We start from the raw sequence: 25,825 nt of genomic DNA, 5'->3' as shown, positions 1-25,825 counted from the left end.
GCTTTGCGCTTCCTGCGCGACGTCCATGTGAAGTAGATTAGCTCTGGATCCAATCGACGCCTATGGGAAAACAGCAGCACGTCATGTAAGAGAATGCTTACATGACGCGACTTCGTCAGAACTGTGCAGCGTCCAGCAGGAACAGCGACTCGCTACCCGCCTTCACCGACGCACTCAACGAGTGAATACGCGGCAGCAGACGGGCGAAATAGAACCGCGCCGTGCCCAACTTGCTCGCGTAGAAATCGTCCTGCGCTTCTTTGCCGAACGCTGCCTTGGCCATCAGTGCCCACATGTAGGCGTACGCCACGTAACCGAAGGCTTGCAGATACTCGACCGAGGCAGCGCCGATTTCGTTCGGGTTGTTTTTCGCCCGGTCCAGCAGCCACGAGGTCAGTTCGTCGAGGGTGGTGACGGCATCGTTCAGCGGCTTGGTGAACTCCGCCAGGTCAGCACTGGCGGTCGCGGTGAATTGACGGATCTCGTCAGCGAACAGGTTGTAGAACGCGCCGCCAGTACCGACGATTTTGCGGCCTACAAGGTCCAGCGCCTGAATACCGTTGGTGCCTTCGTAGATCTGGGTGATGCGCACATCGCGAACCAGTTGCTCCTGACCCCACTCACGGATGTAACCGTGGCCACCGAAAATCTGCTGACCGTGAACGGTGGTTTCCAGACCGAGGTCGGTCAGGAAGGCCTTGGCCACTGGGGTCAGCAAGGCAACCAGATCTTCCGCACGTTTGCGGGTGGTCGCGTCTTCGCTGAACTTGGCGGTGTCCAGTTGCATCGCCACGTACGTGGAGAATGCTCGGCCGCCTTCGTTCGAGGCTTTCATGGTCAGCAGCATACGACGCACGTCCGGGTGGACGATGATCGGATCGGCAACCTTGTCCTTGTTCTGCGCGCCGGTCGGCGAACGGCTTTGCAGGCGGTCGCGGGCGTATTCGACGGCATTCTGGTACGAGCGCTCGCCGGTGGCCAGGCCTTGGATACCGACGCCCAGACGCTCGTAGTTCATCATGGTGAACATCGCCGCCAGGCCTTTGTTCGGCTCGCCGACCAGGTAACCCACGGCTTCGTCGAAGTTCATCACGCACGTCGCGGACGCCTGGATGCCCATTTTGTGTTCGATCGAACCGCAGTTGGCCGGGTTGCGCGCGCCCAGGCTGCCATCGGCATTGACCATGAACTTCGGCACCAGGAACAACGAAATGCCTTTCGGCCCAGCCGGCGCGTCCGGCAGTTTGGCCAGCACCAAGTGGATGATGTTCTCGGTCAGGTCGTGTTCGCCGCCGGTGATGAAGATCTTGGTGCCGCTGACCTTGTAGGAACCGTCGGCCTGAGGGTCGGCCTTGGTGCGGATGATCCCCAGGTCCGTACCGGCGTGGGGCTCGGTCAGGCACATGGAACCGGCCCAGACCCCGGCGTACATGTTTGGCAGGTACGCGGCTTTCAGCTCTTCGCTGGCATGGGCGTTGATCGACAGGCAGGCGCCGGCGGTCAGCATCGGGTACAGACCGAACGACAGGCTGGCGGAGTTGACCATTTCTTCGACTTGCGCCGAAACGGCCTTGGGCATGCCCATGCCGCCGTAGGTCGGATCGCCACCGACACCGACCCAACCGCCTTCGGCGTAAGTCTGATAAGCCTGTGGGAAACCTGTCGGCGTGGTGACAGCACCGTCCGCCCAATGGCAACCTTCTTCGTCAGCCGCACGGCTCAGGGGCGCGATGCTTTTGCTGGTGACTTTGCCGGCCTCTTCGAGAATGGCTTCGACCGTTTCCGCATCGACGGTCTCGGCCAGCGCAGGCAGCTCGGCCCAGAGTTTGGCGACCTCGAACACTTCATTGAGGACGAAGCGCATATCGCGCAGGGGCGCTTTGTAGTCAGCCATGGCAAACCTCGCAGATCTAAACAGGTGATTCGTGGGAATGGTGTTTTCGTTGGGTTCGAGTGTAACCCAACAACTTTTACGACACATAGGGTCAGCTCATGACCCTTTTGTAATTTTTAGTCATCAGAATTTCAGCTGAGATAGTTCTCGCCTGCCAGAACGCATTCGCGGGCAAGCCTCGCTCCTACAGGCCGGTGTCGATCACGCAAATTGCGGATGGCGATGACCTGTAGGAGCGAGGCTTGCCCGCGAAGCTTTTAACAATCGTCAGAGCGCAAACAGTTCCGCCGGCAGCTGCATCAAGCAATCACTACCCGCTTCGATAGCCGACCGATGAGCGGCAGTGCGCGGCAACAATCGCTTGAAGTAAAACTCGCTGGTTGCCAGTTTGCCCCGGCAGTAATCAGCATCGCCGCTGCCTGCGTCGAGTTGCGCCTGGGCCACCAACGCCATGCGCAGCCACAGATAGGCGAGGATGATGTAGCCGCTGTACATCAAGTAATCGACCGACGCAGCACCGACTTCATCCGGATTCTTCATCGCGGCCATGCCGACCTTGGCGGTCAACTCGCCCCACTGCTGATTCAGGCCATTGAGTTGCGCTACGTAGCTGGCAAGTTGTGGGTGCTCGGCATTCGCCGCGCAGAATTTGTGGACGATTTTGGTGAAGCCACGCAGCAGTTTGCCCTGGCTGCCAAGCACTTTGCGCCCGAGCAAATCCAGCGCCTGAATGCCATTGGTGCCTTCGTAGATCGGCGCGATCCGGCAGTCGCGAACCAGCTGTTCCATGCCCCATTCACGGATGAAGCCGTGACCGCCAAACACCTGCATCCCGTGGTTGGTGACTTCCAGACCGGTGTCGGTCATGAAGGCTTTGCAGATCGGCGTCAGGAACGCCAGCAGGTCTTCGGCGTCCTGGCGCGCCGTTTCATCCGGGCTCAGATGCGCCACGTCCAGCAGCTGCGCGGTGAAGTACGTCAGCGCGCGGTTGCCTTCGTTGAAGGCTTTCATAGTCAGCAACATCCGGCGCACGTCAGGATGAACGATGATCGGGTCGGCAGCTTTTTCCGGCGCTTTCGGGCCAGTGAGCGAACGCATTTGCAGGCGATCGTTGGCGTATTTAATCGCGCCCTGGAAGCTTGCCTCCCCCAGACATAAACCCTGCATGCCGGTGCCGAGCCGCGCGTGGTTCATCATGGTGAACATGCAGTTCAAGCCCTTGTTCGGCTCGCCGATCAAGAAGCCTTTGGCCTCGTCGAAGTTCAGCACGCAGGTGGCCGAGGCCTTGATGCCCATTTTGTGTTCGATCGAGCCGCAGGAAACGCCGTTGCGCTCGCCGGCTTCACCCTCGGTATCGGGTAGGAACTTGGGAACGATGAACAGGGAAATACCGCGAGTGCCTGCCGGAGCGTCCGGCAGTTTCGCCAACACCAAATGAATGATGTTGTCGCTCATGTCGTGTTCGCCGGCCGAGATGAAGATCTTGCTGCCGGAAATCGCGTAGCTGCCATCAGCTGAAGGCACGGCGCGGGTTTTGATGATGCCCAGGTCAGTGCCGCAATGAGCCTCGGTCAGGCACATGGTGCCGGTCCATTGGCCGGCCGTCAGTTTGCTCAGGTAGGTATTCTTCTGCGCCTCGGTGCCGTGGGCGTGGATGGCCGACATCGCGCCGTGGGTCAGGCCTGGGTACATGCCCCACGAAGTATTGCTGGAACCGACCATTTCACCGATGACCAGGCCCAGGGAACTTGGCAAACCCTGGCCGCCGTAAACCGGATCAGCGGCCAGACCATGCCAGCCGCCTTCCACGTATTGTGCGAAGGCCTGCTTGAAGCCTGTAGGCGTTGTCACCACGCCATTGTCGAAATGGCAGCCCTCTTCGTCACCGCTGCGATTCAACGGTGCCAGAACGTTCTCACAGAACTTCGCGCCTTCTTCGAGGATCGCATTGACCATGTCCGGGCTGGCATCGGTGGCGCCCAGTGCGGCGTAGTTGGCGTGGAAGTCGAAGACGTGGTCGATCAGAAAGCGCATGTCGCGCAGGGGGGCTTTGTACTCGGGCATGGTCGTTTCTCCGTCAGCAGATCGTTCAAACCTACTGCCGCCCACCCTGGCTCACAATCACAGTCCAGACGCTGAATGCGCCATCATCACTCAACCCGCAGCGCCGTCCATACGCACCGCGCCACGGCGAGTCTGACCGAATGCCACCACACAATTTCGCCCGGCGCCCTTGGCGCTGTAGAGCGCTTCGTCGGCGGACTTGAGCACTTTTTCAGGGGTTCGCTGCTCCACACGTTCGGCGACGCCGATGCTCACGGTAACCGACACACTTGAAGCGCCCGGCCCCGCGCGCCGCTGGCGGCCTTGCTGGTCATCCTGTGGGCGACTGTCCTGATTGCGCAGCTGAATGCTGTAAGTGGCAATGGATTCACGCATGACTTCCAGGTGCGGCATGCACTCTTCGAGGGTCTTGCCCGCAAACACCAGGGCAAATTCCTCACCGCCGTAGCGATACGCCCTACCGCCTCCGCCAATTTTCGACAGCTTGCTGGCGACCAGTCGCAGTACCTGGTCGCCGACATCGTGTCCGTGGGTGTCGTTGAATTTCTTGAAGTGATCGACGTCGCTCATGGCCAGTACGTAATTGCGCCCCAAGCGTTGCATCCGCTCGTTCAAGGCGCGGCGTCCCGGCAGACCGGTGAGCTCGTCGCGGAAAGCCATTTGATAGGCCTCGTGGGCGACCGCTGCAGCAATCATCAACATCACCTGACTGCACATTATGTTCAGGGTGAACGGCAGGATGAAAGTTTTCGGCAATGCCCAGAACAACCCGAGCAAACCCACCAGTTGTGCGGCGTGCAAAGGTCTCGGGTTACGCCAGTATTGCCAGCTCAGCAGCAGGAACGAGGCGATGAATACCGGATAGGACAGCTGGATCAGGCTCATCCAGGCGCCATGCAGCGCCGGCCAGCGAATTTCTGACAGCCACATCAGCAAGGCCTGTGGGTAACTTTGCTCCAGCCCCAACGCGACACTGCCGACGGCCAGCAACACCGCGAAGCGCGCCACCATGTCTTGAAACAAGTGCGTGCGTTCCTGCCACGCAGCGAACACGCCGAACAACAGCGGCAGCAACAGGCAACACAGATGGAAAACCACTGCCGCGTCATCGCGGACCTTGCCGTTGTCGCGGTAATAGTCGGTCTGGGTATCGAGCAAAAAGTAGGCGATGTACACCGTCACCATCAGAAACAGCTCACGCTGACGTCGGTAAACCGCGCAATACGCGCCGCCGAGCAACAGCACCAAAGTTGGCAGCACGTTGAACAGCGAGGTGAAGAAGACGTTGAGTTCCTTGATGTAGGCGGCCGCAAGCCCCGCAAGTAAAAGCAGTAACGACGGTAGGAAATGGCTGAAACGTACAGCGGAAGAACGCGGCAAGGGTAAAGCTCCGACCGTCATGACAATAGATGGCATTGTGCCCACCTACTGTAACGGCAGAAAAGTCGACTTACTGAGTCAATTGTCAGGTTTTTTTAGCGGGTGCATCAGTGGCCGCAGACCGGGCGGGCAGAGTCTGGCTCCCATCAACGATCGCGGGCGACTGTTTTTACTTTTCCCAAGAACAAAAAAACCGCTACCCCCGAAGGGATAGCGGCTTTGTGAAGAACTGCGTTAAGGCTTAGTAGCCCAGCGCGAAGTTCTCTTCTTTCATGTCCATCAAGTTATTGGCACCCGACAGCATGGTTGCGACGTGAGTGCGGGTACGCGGCAGGATGCGCTGGAAGTAGAAGCGCGCAGTCTGCAACTTGGCGGTGTAGAACGCCTCTTCGGAAGTACCGGCAGCCAGTTTCTCGGCAGCCAGGCGCGCCATGTCAGCCCAGAAGTAGGCCAGGCAGGCGTAGCCGGAGTACATCAGGTAGTCCACCGACGCCGCGCCGACTTCTTCGCGATCCTTCATGGCAGCCATACCGACCTTCATGGTCAACTCGCCCCACTCTTTGTTCAGCGCAGCCAATGGCTCGACGAACTCTTTGACGGCTTCGTTGCCTTCGTTGGTCTGGCAGAACTTGTGGACGATCTTGGTGAAGCCTTTCAGGGCTTCGCCTTGAGTCATCAGCACTTTACGGCCCAGCAGGTCGAGTGCCTGAATACCGGTGGTGCCTTCGTACAGCATCGAAATGCGGCTGTCGCGAACGTTCTGCTCCATGCCCCACTCGGCGATGAAGCCGTGGCCTCCGTAGATTTGCACGCCGTGGTTAGCGGATTCGAAGCCGACTTCAGTCATGAAGGCTTTGGCGATTGGGGTCATGAAGGCCAGCAGTGCGTCGGCTTTCTTCTTCTCTTCTTCGTCCACGCCGTATTTCACGACGTCAACTTGCTTGGCGGTGAAGTAAACCATCGCGCGGTTGCCTTCGGCGAACGCTTTCATGGTCAACAGCATGCGACGTACGTCAGGGTGAACGATGATCGGGTCAGCGGCTTTTTCCGGCGCTTTCGGGCCAGTCAGCGAACGCATTTGCAGACGATCGCGAGCGTATTTCAGGCCGCCCTGGAAGCCGATCTCGGCGTGGGCCAGACCTTGCAGCGCAGTACCCAGACGTGCGGTGTTCATAAAGGTGAACATGCAGTTCAGGCCTTTGTTCGCCGGACCGATCAGGTAACCGGTGGCCGCGTCGAAGTTCATCACGCAGGTGGCGTTACCGTGGATGCCCATTTTGTGTTCCAGGGAACCACAGGTCACAGCGTTGCGAGCGCCAATCGAACCGTCAGCGTTCGGCATGAACTTGGGAACAATAAACAGCGAAATACCTTTGGTGCCGGCCGGCGCATCCGGCAGACGTGCCAGCACGATGTGGACGATGTTGTCGGCCATGTCGTGTTCACCGGCCGAGATGAAGATCTTGGTGCCGGAGACTTTGTAGGAACCGTCGGCCTGAGGTTCGGCCTTGGTGCGCAGCATGCCCAGGTCGGTGCCGCAGTGCGGTTCGGTCAGGCACATGGTGCCGGTCCATTCGCCGGACACCAGTTTGGTCAGGTAAGCCTCTTGTTGCTCAGGCGTGCCGTGCTCGGAAATGGTGTTCATCGCGCCGTGCGACAGGCCCGGGTACATGCCCCACGACCAGTTGGCTTCGCCAACCATTTCGCTGACCGCCAGACCCAGGGACTCCGGCAGGCCTTGGCCGCCGTGCTCTACGTCGTGGGCCAGGCTTGGCCAGCCGCCTTCAACGAATTGCTTGTAGGCTTCTTTGAAGCCAGTCGGGGTTTTAACGCCGGACTCGCTCCAGGTGCAGCCTTCGGTGTCACCCACGCGGTTCAGCGGAGCCAGCACCTGCTCACAAAACTTGGCGCCTTCTTCGAGAATGGCGTCAACCATGTCTGGAGTTGCGTCTGCACAAGCCGGAAGGCTCTGATAGTGCGCTTCGTAACCGAGCAGTTCGTCACGAACGAAGCGAATATCACGCAAGGGGGCCTTGTAGTCAGGCATAGCGATAAACCTCTGCTGATGTAACCGGGAATGAACGACCGTGTTGATTTGTTGTGACGGTCAAACAGTTGTTTGAAACATACGTTTACGACCAAATCTTGTCAAGCGCCGATCTTTTGCCGTTCGTCATCACGACACGCAAATGCCAGACACGCAGCCGCGCTGCCACCGTTGACAACGCAACAGGCCATGCAGGAAAGATTAGTTGAGGGAGAAGGACTTACACACAAAAACGCCGCGATAATCGCGGCGTCTTGGTGATGCGGATTCAGCGAGGGATCAAGCGAAAGTATCGATCAACGTTCCCAGCATTTCATCGGAAGCCTTGGCGACTTTAGCGCCGGCCTCAACCTGAAACTTGCCCTGCGCCATCTCGACCATATTGCTGGCGAGGTCAGATTGCTGACTGCGGTCGACCGAACGCAGGCGGTCCACTTGGAACTCTGAAGACTGACTGGTCACCGAACGCTCGATGGTGCTGCTGGCAATCTGGCTGGAAGCCTGATCGACACGGTTCTGCCCTGTCTGAATAGTGCTCAGACCGGCATAGAAAGCGGTGTTTCCTGAGATTTCCATAGGGGAACTCGTCCTGCAAGGGATCAATGGCGGCCATTGAAGCAGACCTGATGGCAAAAGGCCCGACAAAAACTCTAATGGCACAGTGCCTTGTCATAGGCAAAATCTCAATCCAGTAAATCCAGTTGCAAATATTCCGCCACCGCTTCTGCGCTCACCAATTTGAGTTTCGGCACTCGCCCAAGGCAAGGCGCGGGAATCCGCTCGGCAAGGGTCGCGAGGTTTTCTTCCAGCCGCGAGGTCTTCGGATCGATGATATTGGCCACCCACCCCGCCAGCTGCAAGCCGTCCTGAGCAATCGCTTCGGCGGTCAGCAGCGCATGATTGATGCAACCCAACCGCACGCCGACCACCAGGATCACCGGCAAATCCAAAGCCATCGCCAGGTCCGACAGATTGTCCTGATCCGCCAACGGCACGCGCCAGCCGCCGGCGCCTTCGATCAAGGTGAAATCCGCCTGCATGTCGAGAATCTCGAGCATCGGCGTCAACAGTGATTGCACCGTCAGCGCCACGCCCGCCTCCCGTGCAGCCAGGTGCGGTGCGATCGGCGGTTCGAATGCCACCGGGTTGACCTGTGCATAAGTCAAAGGCACCGAGCATTCAGCCAGCAGCGCCAGTGCATCGGAATTGCGCAAACCCTTGGGCGTCACATCACAGCCAGACGCGACCGGCTTGCCCGCCGCCGTACTCATGCCCGCCGACCGCGCGGCATGCAACAAGCCCGCGGCAATGGTGGTCTTGCCGACATCAGTGTCCGTGCCGGTGATGAAATAGGCTGCGCTCATACGGGTTTCTCCAACACGGCGTAGACCACCTGATAAGTCGCCGGCAATCCTTCTGCCTGACGAAACTGCTCATAAGCCTCGATCAAGCCGAGGATCCGCGCGCGACCGGTCAAACCTCCCGGCCGACCGGGGTTCAAGTTGTGCGCGCCCAACGCCTTGAGTTCATGCGTCAGGCTGCGCACGTCCGGGTAATGCAACACATGGGGACGGGTTTGCAGGCTGACAACCTTCAAGCCGCTGGACGCGCACAGCTGTTGATAAACACCCAACTCGCGGAAGCGATTGACGTGCACCATGCCATCCACCTGACGCCAGCTGTCACGCAACTCAAACAACGTCCCTACACAGAGACTAGCAAACGCGAAAATCCCACCCGGTTTCAGGGCCCGATACGCCTCACTGAGCACCGACTCGAAATCCGCGCACCACTGCACCGCCAGGCTGGAGAAGATCAAATCACAGGTCGAATTCTGCAGCGGCAAACGCTCCGCATCCCCGGCGATGAAATGGGTGGCGCCACCCAATGGCCGAGCGTGATTGAGCATGCCTTCAGCGATGTCCATTGCCAGCCCGCTACCTGCAGGAAATCGCTCGCCCAATCCCCGGCTGAAATGCCCGGTGCCGCACCCCAGGTCCAGCCACACACCCGGCACAAAGTCCCCCGGCAAACGGCTCAACAACTGGCTGCCGACATCGCGCTGCAGTTCGGCCACGCTGTCGTAGCTCGCTGCCGCGCGGGAAAAGGAGGCCGCCACCTGGCGCTTGTCCGGCAAACCGCCGGGCAAATTGGGAAGGGATAAATCAGTCATCACCGGACTCGTGCAAAAAGGCCTGGATCGCCCCCGCCACACCGTGGGGGTCTTCCAGAAGAAACGCATGGCTGGCCTGTTCAATCAGGCCGATTTCGACATCCGGCAGCAAGGCCAGAAGTTCTCCCGCTGCTTCGGCTGGGACCAGGCCGTCAAGCCCGGCAAACAAATGTAATTGCGGACCACGAAATGCCTGCAACGCCTGGCGAGTATCCAGTTGTGCGAGCACTTCCAGACCGCTCATCAGCACTGCTTCAGAGGTATGCGGCGCCCCACCGAGCAATAACCGCGACAGCCCGCGAGGATCCTCCGAGCCTTGGGCGCAAAGGAGTGAAAAGCGCTTCAGCGTCATCCGCGGATCGGCCTTGCAACCGGCCAGAAACGCGTCGAAGGTTTCGCCGGGCATCGCGCTCGGCCACTGCTCATGGGCGACAAAAGAAGGATTACTGGCCAGGGTCAGCAAACCGCAGCAACGATCACCACGCCGCGCCGCCAACTCAGACGCCAACATGCCGCCGAGGGACCAGCCTCCGAGCCAGGCGTCTTGCGGGATCGTCGAATCCAGCTCATCGAGCCATTCCTCAAGATCGCTCGATTGCAGTTCCGGCAACGGCTCGATCTCGACCCGCAGATGCTCATCCAGCCCCTGCAAGGCGGCCGCTAACGGTTCCAGCGGCGAGATTCCGAGGCCCCAACCGGGTAGCAGAATCAGTCGATCACGCATGGCTTGGCTCCGGTCCAAGTTGTCGGAAACAATCGGCCAGTCCATCCAACAATAGCTGCACCTGCGCCTCGCTGTGGGCGGCGGTCAGGGTCACGCGCAGACGGGCGCTGCCGGCGGGGACGGTCGGCGGACGAATCGCCGTGACCATCAGACCGCGCTCGCGCAGCATCTGCGACACTCGCACCGCACGTTCGGCATCGCCAATCATGATCGGCTGGATGGGTGTGAAGCTGTCCATCAATTCCAGGCCGATTTGCTCGGCACCATGACGGAACTGGCGGATCAGCGTCTTCAGGTGATCCCGTCGCCAATGTTCAGTGCGCAGCAGTTCAAGGCTTTTCAGGGTCGCGCAAGCCAGGGCCGGCGGTTGGCTGGTGGTGTAAATGTAGGGGCGGGCAAACTGGATCAGGCTTTCGATCAGCTCTTCGCTGCCGGCCACAAACGCACCCGCCGTACCGAACGCCTTGCCGAGGGTGCCGACCAAGACCGGCACGTCTTCCTGGCTCAGGCCGAAATGCTCGACGATCCCACCGCCATTGGCGCCCAGCGGACCGAAGCCATGGGCGTCATCGACCATCAACCACGCGCCTTTGGCCTTGGCTTCGCGGGCCAGCGCCGGCAAGTCGGCGATATCGCCGTCCATGCTGAACACGCCGTCGGTGACCACCAGCGTATTGCCGGTCGCCTTCTGAAGACGCTTGGCCAGGCTTGCCGCGTCGTTGTGCAGATAACGATTGAAACGCGCGCCGGACAGCAATCCGGCATCCAGCAACGAGGCATGATTGAGGCGGTCTTCCAGCACGGTATCGCCCTGCCCGATCAGCGCAGTGACCGCGCCAAGGTTGGCCATGTAACCGGTGGTGAACAGCAACGCGCGCGGGCGACCGGTCAGGTCGGCCAAGGCTTCTTCCAGCGCGTGATGCGGCGTGCTGTGGCCGATGACCAAGTGCGACGCCCCGCCACCGACGCCCCAGCGAGCAGCACCGGCGCGCCAGGCTTCGATCACTTGCGGGTGATTGGCCAGGCCCAGGTAGTCGTTGTTGCAGAACGCCAGCAACGGCTGACCGTCGACCACCACTTCCGGGCCTTGAGGGCTTTCGAGCAGGGGGCGCTGGCGGTAGAGGCTTTCGGCACGACGGGCAGCAAGGCGTGCGGCGAGATCGAAAGACATGCAGGCCTCGCGAGTAGGAAAAACACACATTCCCTGTAGGAGCGAGGCTTGCCCGCGAAGGGAGCACTGCGGTCATTCAGATTGACCGAGGCGCTTCATTCGCGGGCAAGCCTCGCTCCTACAGGGTTCAGCGTCGATTAAACAGCGGCGTTGTAGAACTGCTCGCTGCTTTTCTGCTCAACCAGCGCTTGTTCGATCGCGGCCTGATGCACTTCGTCCGCGTGCTCTTCGCGCGCTTCCGGCAGGATCCCCAGGCGCGAGAACAGTTGCATGTCCTTGTCGGCCTGCGGGTTGGCGGTGGTCAGCAGCTTGTCGCCGTAGAAAATCGAGTTGGCGCCGGCGAAGAACGCCAGGGCCTGCATCTGCTCGTTCATCGCTTCGCGGCCGGCGGACAGGCGCACGTGGGATTGCGGCATCAGGATGCGCGCGACGGCGAGCATGCGGATGAAATCGAACGGGTCGATGTCTTCGGCATTTTCCAGCGGCGTACCGGCGACTTTCACCAGCATGTTGATCGGCACCGACTCCGGGTGCTCCGGCAGGTTGGCCAGCTGGATCAGCAGATTGGCGCGGTCATCCAGCGACTCGCCCATGCCGAGGATGCCGCCGGAGCAGATCTTCATCCCCGAATCACGCACGTAGGCCAGGGTTTGCAGGCGCTCGCCGTACGTGCGGGTGGTGATGATGCTGCCGTAGAACTCCGGCGAGGTGTCGAGGTTGTGGTTGTAATAATCGAGACCGGCCTGGGCCAGCGCTTCGGTCTGGTCCTGATCGAGGCGACCCAGGGTCATGCAGGTTTCCAGGCCCATGGCTTTCACGCCTTTGACCATCTGCAGCACGTACGGCATGTCTTTGGCCGACGGGTGTTTCCACGCCGCGCCCATGCAGAAACGGGTCGAACCGATGGCCTTGGCGCGAGCGGCCTCTTCGAGGACCTTCTGCACTTCCATCAGTTTTTCTTTTTCCAGGCCGGTGTTGTAGTGACCGGACTGCGGACAATATTTGCAATCTTCCGGGCACGCGCCGGTTTTGATCGACAGCAGGGTGGAAACCTGAACGCGGTTGGCGTCGAAATGCGCACGGTGCACCGTCTGTGCCTGGAACAACAAGTCGTTGAATGGCTGTACGAAGAGTGCTTTGACTTCGGCCAAAGACCAGTCATGACGCAGGGTTGCAGAGGTGCTGGCGCTCATGGGTGCTTCCTTTGTTTTATGCTTTGCATGCGGCAGGGGAATGGAATACCCACAGACGCAACACGGATGTTCGGCATATTTAAGGAAGAGCGATGCGCTGTCAACCTCGATACGTAGGACCGGTTTACATCTGGTTAAACAATAACCAACATTGCTTACTCTGTAGCGAAGCCACCGAAGAAGTCAGGCCCATCTGCATGGCCTGCGAAACCGACCTGCCCTGGCTGGGCGATCACTGCCAGACGTGCGCCCTGCCCTTGCCTGTGGCGGGCCTGACATGTGGCCAATGTTTAAAGCGGCCACCGACCTTCGAACGGGTCGCCGCGCCCTGGATTTACAGCTTCCCCGTGGACACGTTGATCACGCGTTTCAAGCACGGCGCCAAGTGGCCGTTTGGCCGCCTGCTCGGCGAACTTCTCGCTCAGTTCCTGCAACATCGCTTCGATGAGGATCTTGATCGTCCCGACGCTCTGGTCCCTGTTCCGCTGGCCGCCAAACGCCTGCGTCAACGGGGTTTCAACCAGGCAGCAATGCTTGCGCGCTGGCTCAGCGACAGCCTCGACATTCCTTGCGATGAAAAACTGCTGCTGAGGATTCAGGACACCAGCGCACAACAGGACCTGAATGCCGACGCGCGCAAAAAGAACCTGCGCAACGCCTTTGCCCTGGTGCCCGCTGCAACGATCAAGGGCCGGCATTTGGCGATCGTGGACGACGTGCTGACCACCGGCGCCACCGCTCAGGCCGTGGCCCGGCTGTTAATGGACGCCGGCGCCGCGCGGGTCGACGTGTACTGCCTTGCCCGAACCCCCAAACCCGGCGACGCGGTCTGACTAAAACCACACACAAAACCTGTGGGAGCGAACCTGCTCGCGATGGCGGAGTGTCAGTCGACATTTTTGTTATCTGACACGCCGCCATCGCGAGCAGGCTCGCTCCCACAGGGATTGCGCATGACTTGACTCCCAGGTCCCAAGCCGCCAACGTCTTCACCATTGTCACCACCCAAAGCGCCTCGCCATGTCCTTGCCCACCTTGTTGTCCCAGCACATTGTCCGTCGCCCGCAGCGCATCGCGTTGCTGCAGCACATCGCCGAACAGGGCTCGATCACCCGCGCCGCGAAAAGTGCGGGGCTGAGTTACAAGGCGGCGTGGGACGCCATTGATGAGCTGAACAATCTCGCGCAGAAACCTCTGGTGGAACGCAGCGTCGGCGGCAAGGGCGGCGGTGGCGCCAAGCTCTCCGAAGAAGGCTTGCGCGTGCTACGCCTGTATCAAAAGCTGCAAACCTTGCAGGCCCAGGTGCTGGAAGCCGCCGAAGATGCCAGCGACCTGAACTTGCTCGGTCGACTGATGCTCAGAACCAGCGCGCGCAATCAATTGCATGGCAAAGTCGTGGCGATCGACAACCAGGGGCACAACGATCGAGTACGCCTTGAACTGGCCGAAGGCTTGACCCTCAATGCGCAAATCACTCATGACAGCACCCTGCGCCTGGACCTGGACACTGGCACCGAAGTCGTGGCCCTGATCAAGGCCGGTTGGCTGGAATTGCTGGGCATCGACCAACAAGCAACACCCGGCAACAACTGCCTCAAGGGCATGATCGAAGCCATTCTCGACGCCGAAGACGGCCCCAGCGAAGTGCGCATCGGCCTTCCCAACGGCCAGACTCTCTGCGCGTTGGCCGAGCCGCTGCACTTGCAAACCCTGGGTCTTGCCGCTGACAACCCGGTGCTGGTGCAGTTCGCGCCGTCCAACGTTTTGCTCGGGACTCCGCTCTGAAACAAAAGCTTCATCGACGCTCTTTAAGGTGGCTGCAAAAACCAGCAGGGAGCCCGATGTGAGCCTATTAGAAGAAAACCAGTCCACCGACCTCGAGAAAATGGTCGGCCTCAGCCGTCGTGGCTTCATCAGCGCCGGCGCCCTCTGCGGTGCGGCGATGTTCCTCGGCGGTAACCTGCTGAGCCGCAGCGTACTGGCCGCGAGTGTCAGCGCAGGCTCCAGCAAACTGTTGGGTTTTGACAGCATCCCTGCCGCCACCAGCGACGCCATCACGCTGCCGCCAGGCTACAAGTCCTCGGTGCTGATCAGTTGGGGCCAGCCGTTGCAGAAAAACGGCCCGGCGTTCGACCCGACTGGTAACGGCACCGCCGCGCAGCAGGAAGTCCAGTTTGGCGACAACAACGACGGCATGAGCCTGTTCGAATTCCCCGGCGAAAAAGACCGGGCGCTGATGGCGATCAACAACGAATACACCAACTATCGCTACCTCTACCCGCACGGTGGCATGCCGCAATCCGCCGATGATGTACACAAAGCCTTGGCTTGCGAAGGCGTGTCGGTGATCGAAGTGCAGCGCAAGAACGGGCAGTGGCAATTCGTCCAGGGCTCGCGTTACAACCGTCGCATTCATGGCAACGCGCCGATCAGCCTCAGCGGCCCGGCCGCCGGTCACGCCTTGGTGAAAACCGGCGCCGACCCTCACGGCAAGAATGTGCTCGGCACCTTTCAGAACTGCGCCAACGGCAAGACGCCGTGGGGCACTTACCTGACCTGCGAAGAGAACTTCACCGACTGCTTCGGCAGCAACAATGCCGAGCAGAAGTTCGATGCCGCGCAGAAGCGCTACGGCGCAGTGGCGACCAGCAAAGAGATCAACTGGCATCAACACGATGAGCGGTTTGACTTGGCGAAGAATCCGAACGAGCTCAACCGTCACGGCTGGGTTGTGGAAATCGACCCGTTCGATCCGCAATCGACGCCCGTCAAACGCACGGCGCTGGGTCGTTTCAAACATGAAAACGCTGCCCTGGCCGAAACCAAAGACGGCCACGCCGTGGTGTACATGGGCGACGATGAGCGCGGCGAATTCATTTACAAGTTCGTCAGCCGCGACAAGATCAATCACAAAAACCCCAAGGCCAACCGCGACCTGCTGGACCACGGCACCTTGTACGTGGCGCGCTTCGATGCGGGCGACAGCAACGCCGATCACCCGAAAGGCCAGGGCGAATGGATCGAACTGACCCACGGTAAAAACGGCATCGACGCCAGTAGCGGCTTTGCCGATCAGGCCGAAGTACTGATCCACGCGCGCCTCGCGGCGAGCGTGGTGAAGGCCACGCGCATGGACCGTCCGGAATGGATCGTCGTCAGCCCAATGGACGGCCAGGTCTATTGCACACTGACTAACAATGCCAAACGCGGCGAAGACGGCCAACCCGTGGGCGGGCCGAACCCGCGAGAGAAGAACGTCTACGGGCAAATTCTGCGCTGGCGCACCGACCGAGACGATCACGGCTCGAAAAGCTTTGCCTGGGATCTGTTTGTGGTCGCCGGCAACCCGGGCGTCCACGCCGGCACGCCGAAAAGCGGCTCGTCGAATATCACGCCGCAGAACATGTTTAACAGCCCGGATGGCCTGGGCTTCGATAACGCCGGGCGGTTGTGGATTCTCACCGATGGCGATTCGAGCAACGCCGGCGACTTCGCGGGCATGGGTAATAACCAGATGCTGTGTGCCGACCCCGTGAGCGGGGAGATACGCCGGTTCATGGTTGGGCCGGTGGGTTGCGAAGTGACGGGGATCAGCTTTTCACCGGATCAGAAGACCTTGTTTGTCGGGATTCAGCATCCGGGGGAAAACGGTGGATCGACGTTCCCCGAGCATCTGCCGAATGGCAAGCCACGGTCTTCGGTGATGGCGATTTCCCGTGAGGATGGCGGGATCGTCGGCGCCTGATCGGGCCCCATCGCTAGCAGGCTAGCTCCCACAGGGGATTTGCGGTGTGTCGCAGATCCAGTGTGGGAGCTAGCCTGCTAGCGATGGCAACACCACTATCTCAAGCCTTAACACTAAAGTAAGCCCGTCTGCGCTACCATGCTTGGCCGGACGCGGCAGCCTGCTGCGCGCAGGAGTCAGCATGGCCCACCCGTTTGCAACCCTCACCCCAGACCTCGTGCTCGATGCCGTCGAAAGCATCGGCTTTCTCAGCGACGCGCGCATTCTGGCGCTCAACAGCTACGAGAACCGTGTCTACCAAGTCGGCATCGAAGACTCCGAGCCGCTGATCGCCAAGTTCTACCGTCCGCAGCGCTGGACCAACGAAGCGATTCTCGAAGAACACCAATTCACCTTCGAACTCGCCGAGTGCGACGTGCCGGTGGTCGCGCCGATGATTCACAACGGCGCCAGCCTGCACGAACATGCCGGTTTCCGTTTCACCCTGTTTCCTCGCCGTGGCGGACGTGCGCCGGAGCCGGGCAATCTCGACCAGTTGTATCGCCTGGGCCAATTGCTCGGCCGCCTGCACGCCGTCGGTGCGACCAAACCGTTCGAACACCGTGAAGCGCTGGGCGTGAAGAATTTCGGTCACGATTCCCTGAACACCTTGCTTGAAGGCAATTTCGTACCCAAAAGCCTGTTGCCGGCCTACGAGTCCGTGGCCCGCGACCTGCTCAAGCGGGTGGAAGAGGTCTACAAGGCCACGCCGCACCAGAACATCCGCATGCACGGCGATTGCCACCCCGGCAACATGATGTGTCGCGACGAGATGTTCCACATCGTCGACCTCGACGACTGTCGCATGGGCCCGGCGGTGCAGGACATCTGGATGATGCTGGCGGGGGATCGTCAGGAATGTCTCGGTCAGTTGTCGGAATTGATGGACGGCTACAACGAGTTCCACGACTTCGACCCGAGGGAATTGGCGCTGATCGAACCGCTGCGCGCCTTGCGCCTGATGCACTACAGCGCCTGGCTCGCCCGCCGCTGGGACGACCCGGCGTTCCCGCACAGTTTCCCGTGGTTCGGCAGTGAACGGTATTGGGGTGATCAGGTGTTGGCGTTGCGCGAGCAACTTGCTGCGCTCAACGAAGAACCCCTGAAGCTTTTCTAACACCGCAATCCCCTGTAGGAGCGAGGCTTGCCCGCGAAGAACGATAACGCGGTGTATCAGGAAAACCGCGTTATCGTTCTTCGCGGGCAAGCCTCGCTCCTACAAAAAATACAACACATCTATACAATCCCCACTTTGTTAGCTGCCTAAGCAAGGATTCTGCATGCAAGCTGCCAACCCGCGTCGCGGGTACATCTTGGGCCTGAGTGCCTACATCATCTGGGGACTTTTCCCGCTCTACTTCAAAGCTATCGCCAGCGTGCCCGCCGTGGAGATCATCATCCACCGTGTGCTCTGGTCCGCGCTGTTCGGCGCGTTGCTGCTACTGGTGTGGAAGCATCCCGGCTGGTGGCGCGAGCTGAGGGAGAACCCGCGCCGGCTGGCGATTCTGGCCCTGAGCGGCACGCTGATTGCGGCCAACTGGCTGACCTACGTCTGGTCGGTGAACAACGGGCGCATGCTCGAGGCCAGCCTCGGTTACTACATCAACCCACTGATAAACGTGCTGCTGGGGATGTTGATCCTCGGCGAACGGCTGAGGCGCATGCAGTGGCTCGCGGTGGGTCTGGCGGCGGTCGGCGTGGCACAGCAGGTTTGGCAGGTCGGCAGTCTGCCGTGGGTGTCGCTGGTGCTGGCGCTGACGTTTGGCTTCTACGGCCTGATCCGCAAGCAAGCACCTGTCAAAGCGCTGCCCGGCCTGGTGGTGGAAACCTGGATGCTGGTGCCGATTGCCATTGCATGGCTGCTTTTCAATCAGACGGCCACAAGCGCACAGCCTGAATTCTGGACCACATCCGAAGCCTGGTGGCTGGTGGCGGCCGGGCCGGTGACGCTGGTGCCGCTGGTGTGTTTCAACGCCGCCGCACGGCATTTACCCTACACGACACTGGGATTTCTCCAGTACCTGGCGCCGACGCTGGTGCTGTTGCAAGCCGTTCTGCTGTTTGGCGAGCATTTGTCTTCCAGCACGTTGGTCGCATTCATCTTTATCTGGGCGGGCCTGGCGGTTTACAGCGTTGATGCGTGGATAAGTTTGCGCCGCCGCAGCTGATCAGAAAACGCACAACACCCTGCAGGCCACGTATTTCGTGGCCTGCATTGATCCTTCCCAAGGTTATCCACAGCGTGATCCCCGCCGTTTGTGCGCAACTTGTTGAAACTGATGGTTTTTTGATCAGATCCTGAAGAAGCCCGGCCAGCGTGGGCTGGCGGGCTGTCTCTACAGGTTATCCACAGGCAGGTGCACGTATAACTTGGATAACCCTGTCAGGGCTCGCTGCGCAGTACCAATTCGACCATCAGATCATCGGCCAGGGTTTCCAGCCGTGACTGCAGCACGTCCAGAGACAAGGTGAGTGGCACCGCCAGAATCGCTTCGGCATGGAACAGCGGTTCGCTGCTCATCGGCGCCGGACGCACTTCGGTCACCAGACGCTCCAGGTTCACCCCTTGTTCAGTCAGCAGGCGAGTGATGTCACGAACGATCCCCGGGCGGTCATTGCCCACCAATTCCATGGCAATCGGTTTCCAGGTGCAGGATTGCTCGATGCCGCTTTCGGCGATCAACACGCGAATACCGTGGGCGGACAACGCCTTCAGGGCATCGACCAACTCATCGTAGGCCTCGGCCGGCACGCCCACCCGAAGAATCCCGGCGAACTGACCCGCCATGCGCGACATGCGGCTTTCCAGCCAGTTGCCGCCGTGCTCGGCAATGCATTGGGCAATGCGCTCGACCTGCCCTGGCTTGTCCGGAGCGAAAACAGTGAGTACGAGGTGGTCCATGGCGCAGCCCTCTAGTCATGACTTTTGTTATAGAAAAACAAGTATAGGCAAGGGACCGGAATCAGCCCTGCACTGCTTTTTTGTGGCGAGGGAGCTTGCTCCCGCTCGGCTGCGAAGCAGTCGTAAAATCAGCCAATGGGGTTTGTCTGAATAATGCAGGGGGCCGCTCCGCGCCCCAGCGGGAGCAAGCTCCCTCGCCACAAAAACCACAGTCCATAGCAGTGCATGAAAGATTATGTGTACAACTTCTTATATTTAACTGGAACAATCTCATACTTTTTTGAGAACATCCCTATCCCCGACGTGACCGCAATGCGTCATGGGGTCGCAGAACGACGTAATTAGTCTAATTTTCACAAGCGCAATTCATCATGTAGTATGCCGCAGCGCGCACTACATAACGTTGGATCGATGTCTGCCACAGGCATAGTCGCAGCCCTGAAAGCCCTATCAGCAAGGCCTCAACGCCGTTGATCGGTTCCATTCCAGCCGCCCGAAATGGCATGTACTGGTGGAAGGGGTTTGTGGTTTAAATAGCCAGAGGCTTCATTGTTAATTTGAAGAGCTGAAAAGCGAAATAGCTGAGCAGAGTGAGGCAAGCAATGACTGAACACGTTCAAGTCGGTGGCCTGCAGGTCGCCAAAGTCCTGTTCGACTTCGTGAACAACGAAGCCATTCCCGGTACCGGCCTCACCGCCGATAAGTTCTGGGCCGGTGCCGACAAGGTCATTCATGACCTGGCGCCGAAGAACAAAGCCCTACTCGCCAAACGCGATGATTTCCAGGCTCGTATCGATGGCTGGCACCAATCCCGTGCCGGTCAACCACACGACGCCGTGGCTTATAAAGCCTTCTTGCAAGACATCGGTTATCTGCTGCAAGAAGCGGCCGATTTCCAGGCAACGACGCAAAACGTCGATGACGAAATCGCCCGCATGGCCGGCCCACAACTCGTGGTGCCGGTGATGAATGCCCGCTTCGCGCTCAACGCCTCGAACGCCCGCTGGGGTTCGTTGTACGACGCGCTCTACGGCACCGACGCCATCAGCGAAGCCGACGGCGCGGAAAAAGGCAAAGGCTACAACAAGGTCCGTGGTGACAAGGTCATTGCCTTCGCCCGCGCCTTTCTCGACGAAGCCGCGCCATTGGCGGCCGGCTCCCATGTCGACTCCACCGGCTACAAGATCGCTGACGGCAAACTGGTGGTCGCCCTTAAAGGCGGGAGCAGCTCGGATTTGAAGAGCACGGGCCTGCGTAACGACGCTCAGCTGATCGGTTTCCACGGCGATGCGGCTGCACCGACCGCGATCCTGCTGAAAAACAACGGCCTGCACTTCGAAATCCAGGTCGACGCCAGCACCCCGGTCGGTCAGACCGACGCCGCCGGTATCAAAGACATCCTGATGGAAGCCGCGCTGACCACCATCATGGACTGCGAAGACTCCGTCGCCGCCGTCGATGCCGATGACAAAGTGGTGATCTACCGCAACTGGCTCGGCCTGATGAAGGGCGACCTGTCGGAAGAAGTCTCCAAGGGCGGTCAGACCTTTACCCGCACCATGAACGCCGACCGCATCTATACCGGTGTCGACGGTAAAGAACTGAGCTTGCACGGTCGTTCGTTATTGTTCGTGCGCAACGTCGGTCACCTGATGACCATCGACGCGATCGTCGATAAAGACGGCAACGAAGTGCCGGAAGGCATTCTCGACGGCCTGATCACCAGCCTTGCGGCGATCCACAGCCTCAACGGCAACAGCTCGCGCAAGAACAGCCGCACCGGCTCGGTCTACATCGTGAAGCCGAAAATGCACGGCCCGGAAGAAGCCGCGTTCACCAACGAGCTGTTCGGTCGCATCGAAGAAGTGCTCGGTCTGCCGCGCAACACGCTGAAAGTCGGGATCATGGACGAGGAGCGCCGGACCACGGTCAACCTCAAGGCCTGCATCAAGGCGGCCAGCGAGCGCGTGGTGTTCATCAACACCGGTTTCCTCGACCGCACGGGCGATGAAATTCACACCTCCATGGAAGCCGGCCCGATGGTGCGCAAGGCGGACATGAAGGCCGAGAAGTGGATCGGCGCCTACGAAAACTGGAACGTCGATATCGGCCTGAGCACCGGCCTGCAAGGTCGTGCGCAGATCGGTAAAGGCATGTGGGCGATGCCCGACCTGATGGCAGCGATGCTCGAACAGAAAATTGCTCACCCGCTGGCCGGCGCCAACACCGCCTGGGTTCCATCGCCGACTGCCGCCGCGTTGCACGCGCTGCATTACCACAAGGTCGATGTGTTCGCCCGTCAGGCCGAGCTGGCCAAACGTACTCGCGCTTCGGTGGACGACATCCTGACCATCCCGTTGGCGGTAAACCCGAGCTGGACCGCGGAACAGATCAAGAACGAACTGGACAACAACGCCCAGGGCATTCTCGGTTACGTGGTGCGCTGGATCGACCAGGGCGTCGGTTGCTCGAAAGTGCCGGACATCAACGATGTCGGCCTGATGGAAGACCGTGCGACGCTGCGTATTTCCAGCCAGCACATCGCGAACTGGTTGCGTCATGGCATCGTCACCGAAGAGCAAGTGATGGAAAGCCTCAAGCGCATGGCGCCGGTGGTTGACCGTCAGAACGCCAATGACGCGCTGTACCGTCCGCTGGCACCGAACTTCGACCGCAACATCGCCTTCCAGGCGGCGGTCGAACTGGTGGTCGAAGGCACCAAGCAGCCGAACGGCTACACCGAGCCGGTCCTGCACCGTCGTCGTCGCGAGTTCAAGGCTGCCAATGGCCTGTAACTGAGCGTTTGCGCCAGATGTCAAAAAGCCCTGATCTTTCGATCAGGGCTTTTTTATTGGCGAATGAGATCCCCTGTGGGAGCGAGCCTGCTCGCGATGGCGGCGTATCTGTCACATCGATGTTGGCTGTAATGGCCTCATCGCGAGCGAGCTCGCTCCCACAGGGAATGTGCAGGGAAGACAGGTTTAACTAAGGCTCCATCCCCAACTCATGCTTGACCAACGCCAACAGTTTGCCGGTATCGATGGGTTTGAGCAGGAAGTCGACCACGCTCAGATGCATGGCAGCGATGGCGTCTTTAACGTCGGCATCGCCGGTAACTATGATCATCGGCAGCTCCGCCCGTTCCGATTCACGCACCTTGCGGATCAGTTCCAGGCCATCAATGTGGCCCATGCGCAGATCAGTAATCACCAGGCCAATCGAAGGTTTTTCGCTCAACATCTTGAGTGCAGTTTCACCACTGGCAGCCGTCATACAACGAATACCGTCCAGCGCCAGAATCTCCGACAGCAACTCGCGCGCGTCTTTATCGTCATCGACGATCAGCACCCTCTGCGGTGGCAGGTCAGGTTCCAGCATGACGGCACTCAGCGCCTCGCGCTCGGCGTCACTCAAAATATCGTGGTCGGACATGGCTTTCTCTACGTTTTCATTTCAATTCCCTAGCACATCCGTCAGACATCGCTAAGCAGACCTACAATGTGCCCTTCGTCGGAAAGTTTTCCTATAGCCAATGTAGGAGGTTTTTCCCGCATTTGCGTCAGACATTTCCTAACTTCCGACGCCTGCAACGCCCGACCTAGACTTACGTCCAATGGGCACCCTGCCCGCAGGGGCCGACCATGGGTAAGTCATCCGACAACAACAATTCAAAAAAGACTGCGGTCATGGTTATGAGTAAAGCGGACGCCTTCACACAGGCAGGGAAAACCGCGGTGTTGCAGAACATCCAGGGCACTTTGCAATTCCTCCAGCGCTTCCCGCCCTTCAATCAAATGGAACACGCGCACCTGGCGTACCTGGTCGAACAATGTCAGATGCGTTTCTACGCCCCCGGCGAGAGCATCATCAAACCTGCCGATGGGCCGGTTGAGCATTTCTACATCGTCAAACAAGGCCGGGTCGTGGGTGAACGCCCGCATACGGCCAAGGGCGGCACCGAAACCACCTTCGAAATCACCACCGGCGAGTGTTTCCCCCTCGCCGCGCTGCTGGGCGAGCGCGCGACTCGCACCGAACACCTGGCCGCCGAAGACACCTTTTGCCTACAGCTGAACAAGCTGGCGTTCATCAAACTGTTCGCACTTTCCACCACGTTTCGCGACTTTGCCCTACGCGGTGTCAGCAGCCTGCTGGATCAGGTCAATCAGCAAGTCCAGCAAAAAGCCGTAGAAACCCTTGGTACTCAATATTCGTTGAATACGCGACTGGGCGAATTGGCCATGCGCCATCCGGTGACGTGCAGCCCCGCCACGCCGTTGCGTGAAGCCGTGACCCAGATGCACGAGCAGCAGGTCGGCAGCATCGTGATTGTCGACGAGCTTAAAGCCCCTCTGGGCATTTTCACCCTGCGCGACTTGCGCCATGTGGTGGCCGAGGGCACTAACGACTTCAACGAAGCGATCGAGCGCCACATGACCCAGGCGCCGTTTTTCCTGTCGCCGGACCACAGCGCCTTTGATGCGGCGATCGCCATGACCCAGCGACACATCGCCCACGTCTGCCTGGTGAAAGACCATCGCCTGTGCGGCGTGGTGTCCGAGCGGGATCTGTTTTCGTTGCAACGGGTCGACCTGGTGCACCTGGCGCGGACCATTCGCAGCGCGCAGAAACTGGAAAACCTGGTGGCGATGCGCGGCGAGATCGGCCAACTGGTCGAACGCATGCTGGCGCACGGCGCCTCTTCGACCCAGATCACCCACATCATCACGCTGCTCAACGATCACACCGTGTGCCGGGTGATCGAACTGACCCTCGCCGAGAAAGGTGACCCCGGCATTCCATTCAGTTGGCTGTGCTTCGGTAGCGAAGGCCGTCGCGAACAGACGCTGCACACCGATCAGGACAACGGCATTCTGTTCGAAGCCCGAGACGCGGCGCATGCCGCCGAAATTCGCGGCAAACTGCTGCCCATTGCCCAGCAGATCAACCAGAGCCTGGCGCTCTGCGGCTTCACGCTATGCAAGGGCAACATCATGGCCGGCAACCCCGAACTGTGTTTGTCCCGGGCCGAATGGGCGCGGCGCTTTGCGGCGTTTATTCGTGAGGCGACGCCGGAGAATCTGTTGGGTTCGAGCATCTATTTCGACCTGCGTGTGGTCTGGGGCGACGAGCAAGGCTGCGATCAGCTGCGTCAGGGCATTCTCGACCAGGTGAATGACAACCGGCTGTTCCAACGGATGATGGCCGAGAACGCCTTGCGCAACCGTCCGCCCGTAGGACGTTTTCGTGAATTCGTGCTGGCGCGCAAGAATGGCGAGAAAGCCACGCTGGATCTGAAGGTCCAGGGGCTGACGCCGTTCGTTGACGGCGCGCGGTTGCTGGCCCTGGTCCATGGCATTGAGGCCAACAATACCCTGGAGCGCTTCCGTGAATTGGTGGCCAAAGAGGTCATTGAACGGCTGGACGGCGCCGCGTACGAAGAGGCTTATCACTTCATCCAGCAAACCCGCATGCAGCAACATCAGCTACAGACCCGGGAGAACTTGCCCTACTCCAACCGGGTCGATCCGGACAGCCTCAACCATCTGGACCGACGGATCCTGCGTGAATCCCTGCGCCAGGCTCAACGCCTGCAAAGTAGCCTGGCCCTGCGGTATCAGCTATGAGCCTGTTTTCATGGCTGCGCCCGGCAGGTCCGAGCCTTCCCGGCGAACTTCAACAACGTCTGCAATGCTTGCCTGCTATTGCCGAGCTGAGTGAATGCAGCCTGCGCGAACAGCGCTGGGTGGTGCTCGACCTGGAAACCACCGGGCTGAACCTGAACAAGGATCGGGTGTTGTCCATCGGAGCGGTGGTGATCGAGGACGGAGCGATTGATTTCAGCCAGCAGTTCGAACGCACGATGCAATGCGTCGATATGAAGGTGGGGCCCAGCGTATTGATTCATGGTCTGGGACCGAGTGCGATTGCCGCCGGCAGCGATCCGGGACTGGCGCTGCTCGAGCTTATGGAGTTCGTGGGCGACAGTCCGGTGCTGGCGTTCCATGCGCCGTTCGATCAACACATGCTTGGGCGTTCGCTGAAAGACCATTTGGGCTACAAATTGCAGCATCCGTTTCTGGACGTGGCGGACATCGCACCGCTGCTGTGTCCGCAGGCGCACATTCGCGATGCCGGGCTGGATGAGTGGATCGACTGGTTCAAGCTTGAAGTCTTCGAACGACACAATGCCAGTGCTGATGCGTTGGCGACGGCGGAGCTGGCGCTGATACTGTTCAGCCGGGCGCGGCAGCAGCAGATTCATAGCCCGTTGAATTTGCAGCAGCGGTTGAGCCAGTGGAAACGCAGGCAGCGCGCGCCGTCCTTTTAGATTTGCAGTGCCTGTTCTGGCCTCTTCGCGGGCAAGCCTCGCTCCTACGGGTCATCGTCAATTCTGGAATTGCGCATAACCTGTAGGAGCGAGGCTTGCCCGCGAAGAACGATAACGCGGTCCGACTGAAGCCCTCCCCATCAAAAACCACCTGACCAGTGG

General features: G+C 59.9%; 20 protein-coding genes. 8 read left to right on the top strand and 12 right to left on the bottom strand.

Annotated elements, in window-relative coordinates; all coding sequences use genetic code 11:
- Nucleotides 1-115: 115 nt before the first annotated feature.
- From ACYZT6_RS29935 to bioB, 10 genes are all read right to left on the bottom strand, one after another.
- On the bottom strand, nt 116-1,894 hold the full coding sequence (locus ACYZT6_RS29935) for an acyl-CoA dehydrogenase C-terminal domain-containing protein (protein WP_462029758.1): 1,779 nt from the start codon (nt 1,892-1,894) through the stop codon (nt 116-118).
- 267 nt (nt 1,895-2,161) lie between these two features.
- Nucleotides 2,162-3,958, bottom strand: a complete 1,797-nt coding sequence (locus ACYZT6_RS29930) for an acyl-CoA dehydrogenase C-terminal domain-containing protein (protein ID WP_462029757.1) — start codon at nt 3,956-3,958, stop codon at nt 2,162-2,164.
- A gap of 90 nt (nt 3,959-4,048) precedes the next feature.
- Nucleotides 4,049-5,338 (bottom strand): GGDEF domain-containing protein, encoded by a 1,290-nt coding sequence (locus ACYZT6_RS29925; RefSeq protein ID WP_462029756.1) that lies wholly within the window; start codon nt 5,336-5,338, stop codon nt 4,049-4,051.
- Between the two features lie 241 nt (nt 5,339-5,579).
- Nucleotides 5,580-7,385, bottom strand: a complete 1,806-nt coding sequence (locus ACYZT6_RS29920) for a phenylacyl-CoA dehydrogenase (protein WP_462029755.1) — start codon at nt 7,383-7,385, stop codon at nt 5,580-5,582.
- Nucleotides 7,386-7,664: 279 nt separating this feature from the next.
- On the bottom strand, nt 7,665-7,961 hold the full coding sequence (locus ACYZT6_RS29915; protein ID WP_461956011.1) for a pyrroloquinoline quinone biosynthesis protein PqqE: 297 nt from the start codon (nt 7,959-7,961) through the stop codon (nt 7,665-7,667).
- A 107-nt stretch (nt 7,962-8,068) separates the two neighbouring features.
- Nucleotides 8,069-8,749 (bottom strand): dethiobiotin synthase, encoded by a 681-nt coding sequence (bioD, locus tag ACYZT6_RS29910; RefSeq protein ID WP_462029754.1) that lies wholly within the window; start codon nt 8,747-8,749, stop codon nt 8,069-8,071.
- Nucleotides 8,746-9,558 carry a malonyl-ACP O-methyltransferase BioC gene (gene bioC, locus ACYZT6_RS29905; RefSeq protein WP_462029753.1) on the bottom strand — a complete coding sequence of 271 codons (813 nt, stop codon included), beginning with the start codon at nt 9,556-9,558 and terminating at the stop codon, nt 8,746-8,748. The genes bioD and bioC overlap by 4 nt, the downstream gene beginning before the upstream one ends.
- A complete protein-coding gene (locus ACYZT6_RS29900; RefSeq protein WP_462029752.1) occupies nt 9,551-10,282 on the bottom strand; it encodes an alpha/beta fold hydrolase in 732 nt (243 codons plus the stop codon). Before ACYZT6_RS29900 ends, bioC begins: the two co-directional genes overlap by 8 nt.
- Complete coding sequence (gene bioF, locus ACYZT6_RS29895) at nt 10,275-11,453, bottom strand: 8-amino-7-oxononanoate synthase (RefSeq protein WP_462029751.1); 1,179 nt, start codon at nt 11,451-11,453, stop codon at nt 10,275-10,277. The genes ACYZT6_RS29900 and bioF overlap by 8 nt, the downstream gene beginning before the upstream one ends.
- 137 nt (nt 11,454-11,590) lie before the next feature.
- A complete protein-coding gene (bioB, locus tag ACYZT6_RS29890; RefSeq protein WP_462029750.1) occupies nt 11,591-12,646 on the bottom strand; it encodes a biotin synthase BioB in 1,056 nt (351 codons plus the stop codon).
- A 92-nt stretch (nt 12,647-12,738) separates the two neighbouring features.
- Here bioB and ACYZT6_RS29885 point away from each other — a divergent pair, with 92 nt between their 5' ends.
- The 5 genes from ACYZT6_RS29885 to rarD all read left to right on the top strand — a co-directional run bounded on the left by ACYZT6_RS29885 (nt 12,739) and on the right by rarD (nt 18,598).
- Nucleotides 12,739-13,479: a ComF family protein gene (locus tag ACYZT6_RS29885; protein ID WP_462029749.1), complete on the top strand. Its 741-nt coding sequence runs from the start codon at nt 12,739-12,741 to the stop codon at nt 13,477-13,479.
- 187 nt (nt 13,480-13,666) lie between these two features.
- Nucleotides 13,667-14,431 (top strand): TOBE domain-containing protein, encoded by a 765-nt coding sequence (locus ACYZT6_RS29880; protein WP_462029748.1) that lies wholly within the window; start codon nt 13,667-13,669, stop codon nt 14,429-14,431.
- Nucleotides 14,432-14,489: 58 nt separating this feature from the next.
- Nucleotides 14,490-16,391, top strand: coding sequence for a PhoX family protein (locus ACYZT6_RS29875; protein WP_462029747.1), 1,902 nt, complete (start codon nt 14,490-14,492; stop codon nt 16,389-16,391).
- Nucleotides 16,392-16,572: 181 nt separating this feature from the next.
- Nucleotides 16,573-17,547 carry a serine/threonine protein kinase gene (locus ACYZT6_RS29870; RefSeq protein ID WP_462029746.1) on the top strand — a complete coding sequence of 325 codons (975 nt, stop codon included), beginning with the start codon at nt 16,573-16,575 and terminating at the stop codon, nt 17,545-17,547.
- Nucleotides 17,548-17,710: 163 nt separating this feature from the next.
- Nucleotides 17,711-18,598 carry an EamA family transporter RarD gene (rarD, locus tag ACYZT6_RS29865; protein ID WP_462029745.1) on the top strand — a complete coding sequence of 296 codons (888 nt, stop codon included), beginning with the start codon at nt 17,711-17,713 and terminating at the stop codon, nt 18,596-18,598.
- Between the two features lie 215 nt (nt 18,599-18,813).
- Here the strand turns inward: rarD and ACYZT6_RS29860 are convergent, their stop codons facing one another.
- Nucleotides 18,814-19,332 (bottom strand): glycine cleavage system transcriptional repressor, encoded by a 519-nt coding sequence (locus ACYZT6_RS29860; RefSeq protein ID WP_462029744.1) that lies wholly within the window; start codon nt 19,330-19,332, stop codon nt 18,814-18,816.
- Between the two features lie 602 nt (nt 19,333-19,934).
- Between ACYZT6_RS29860 and ACYZT6_RS29855 the strand changes: the two genes are divergently transcribed.
- The gene (locus tag ACYZT6_RS29855; protein WP_462029743.1) at nt 19,935-22,127 is read left to right on the top strand and encodes a malate synthase G; all 2,193 of its coding nucleotides are present in this window, start codon (nt 19,935-19,937) and stop codon (nt 22,125-22,127) included.
- A 190-nt stretch (nt 22,128-22,317) separates the two neighbouring features.
- On the opposite strand, the gene ACYZT6_RS29850 is transcribed toward ACYZT6_RS29855, so the two are convergent.
- Nucleotides 22,318-22,764, bottom strand: coding sequence for a response regulator (locus ACYZT6_RS29850; protein WP_462029742.1), 447 nt, complete (start codon nt 22,762-22,764; stop codon nt 22,318-22,320).
- A 254-nt stretch (nt 22,765-23,018) separates the two neighbouring features.
- Between ACYZT6_RS29850 and ACYZT6_RS29845 the strand changes: the two genes are divergently transcribed.
- Together ACYZT6_RS29845 and ACYZT6_RS29840 are read left to right on the top strand one after the other, a co-directional pair.
- Nucleotides 23,019-24,959, top strand: a complete 1,941-nt coding sequence (locus tag ACYZT6_RS29845; protein WP_462030033.1) for a putative nucleotidyltransferase substrate binding domain-containing protein — start codon at nt 23,019-23,021, stop codon at nt 24,957-24,959.
- The gene (locus ACYZT6_RS29840) at nt 24,956-25,663 is read left to right on the top strand and encodes a 3'-5' exonuclease (protein WP_462029741.1); all 708 of its coding nucleotides are present in this window, start codon (nt 24,956-24,958) and stop codon (nt 25,661-25,663) included. The genes ACYZT6_RS29845 and ACYZT6_RS29840 overlap by 4 nt, the downstream gene beginning before the upstream one ends.
- The last annotated feature ends 162 nt before the right edge of the window (nt 25,664-25,825 follow it).

The organism is Pseudomonas sp. RT6P73 (assembly GCF_054897715.1).
Note: the sequence above shows the minus strand (reverse complement) of the source record. Positions and strands in the feature narration are given on the sequence as shown.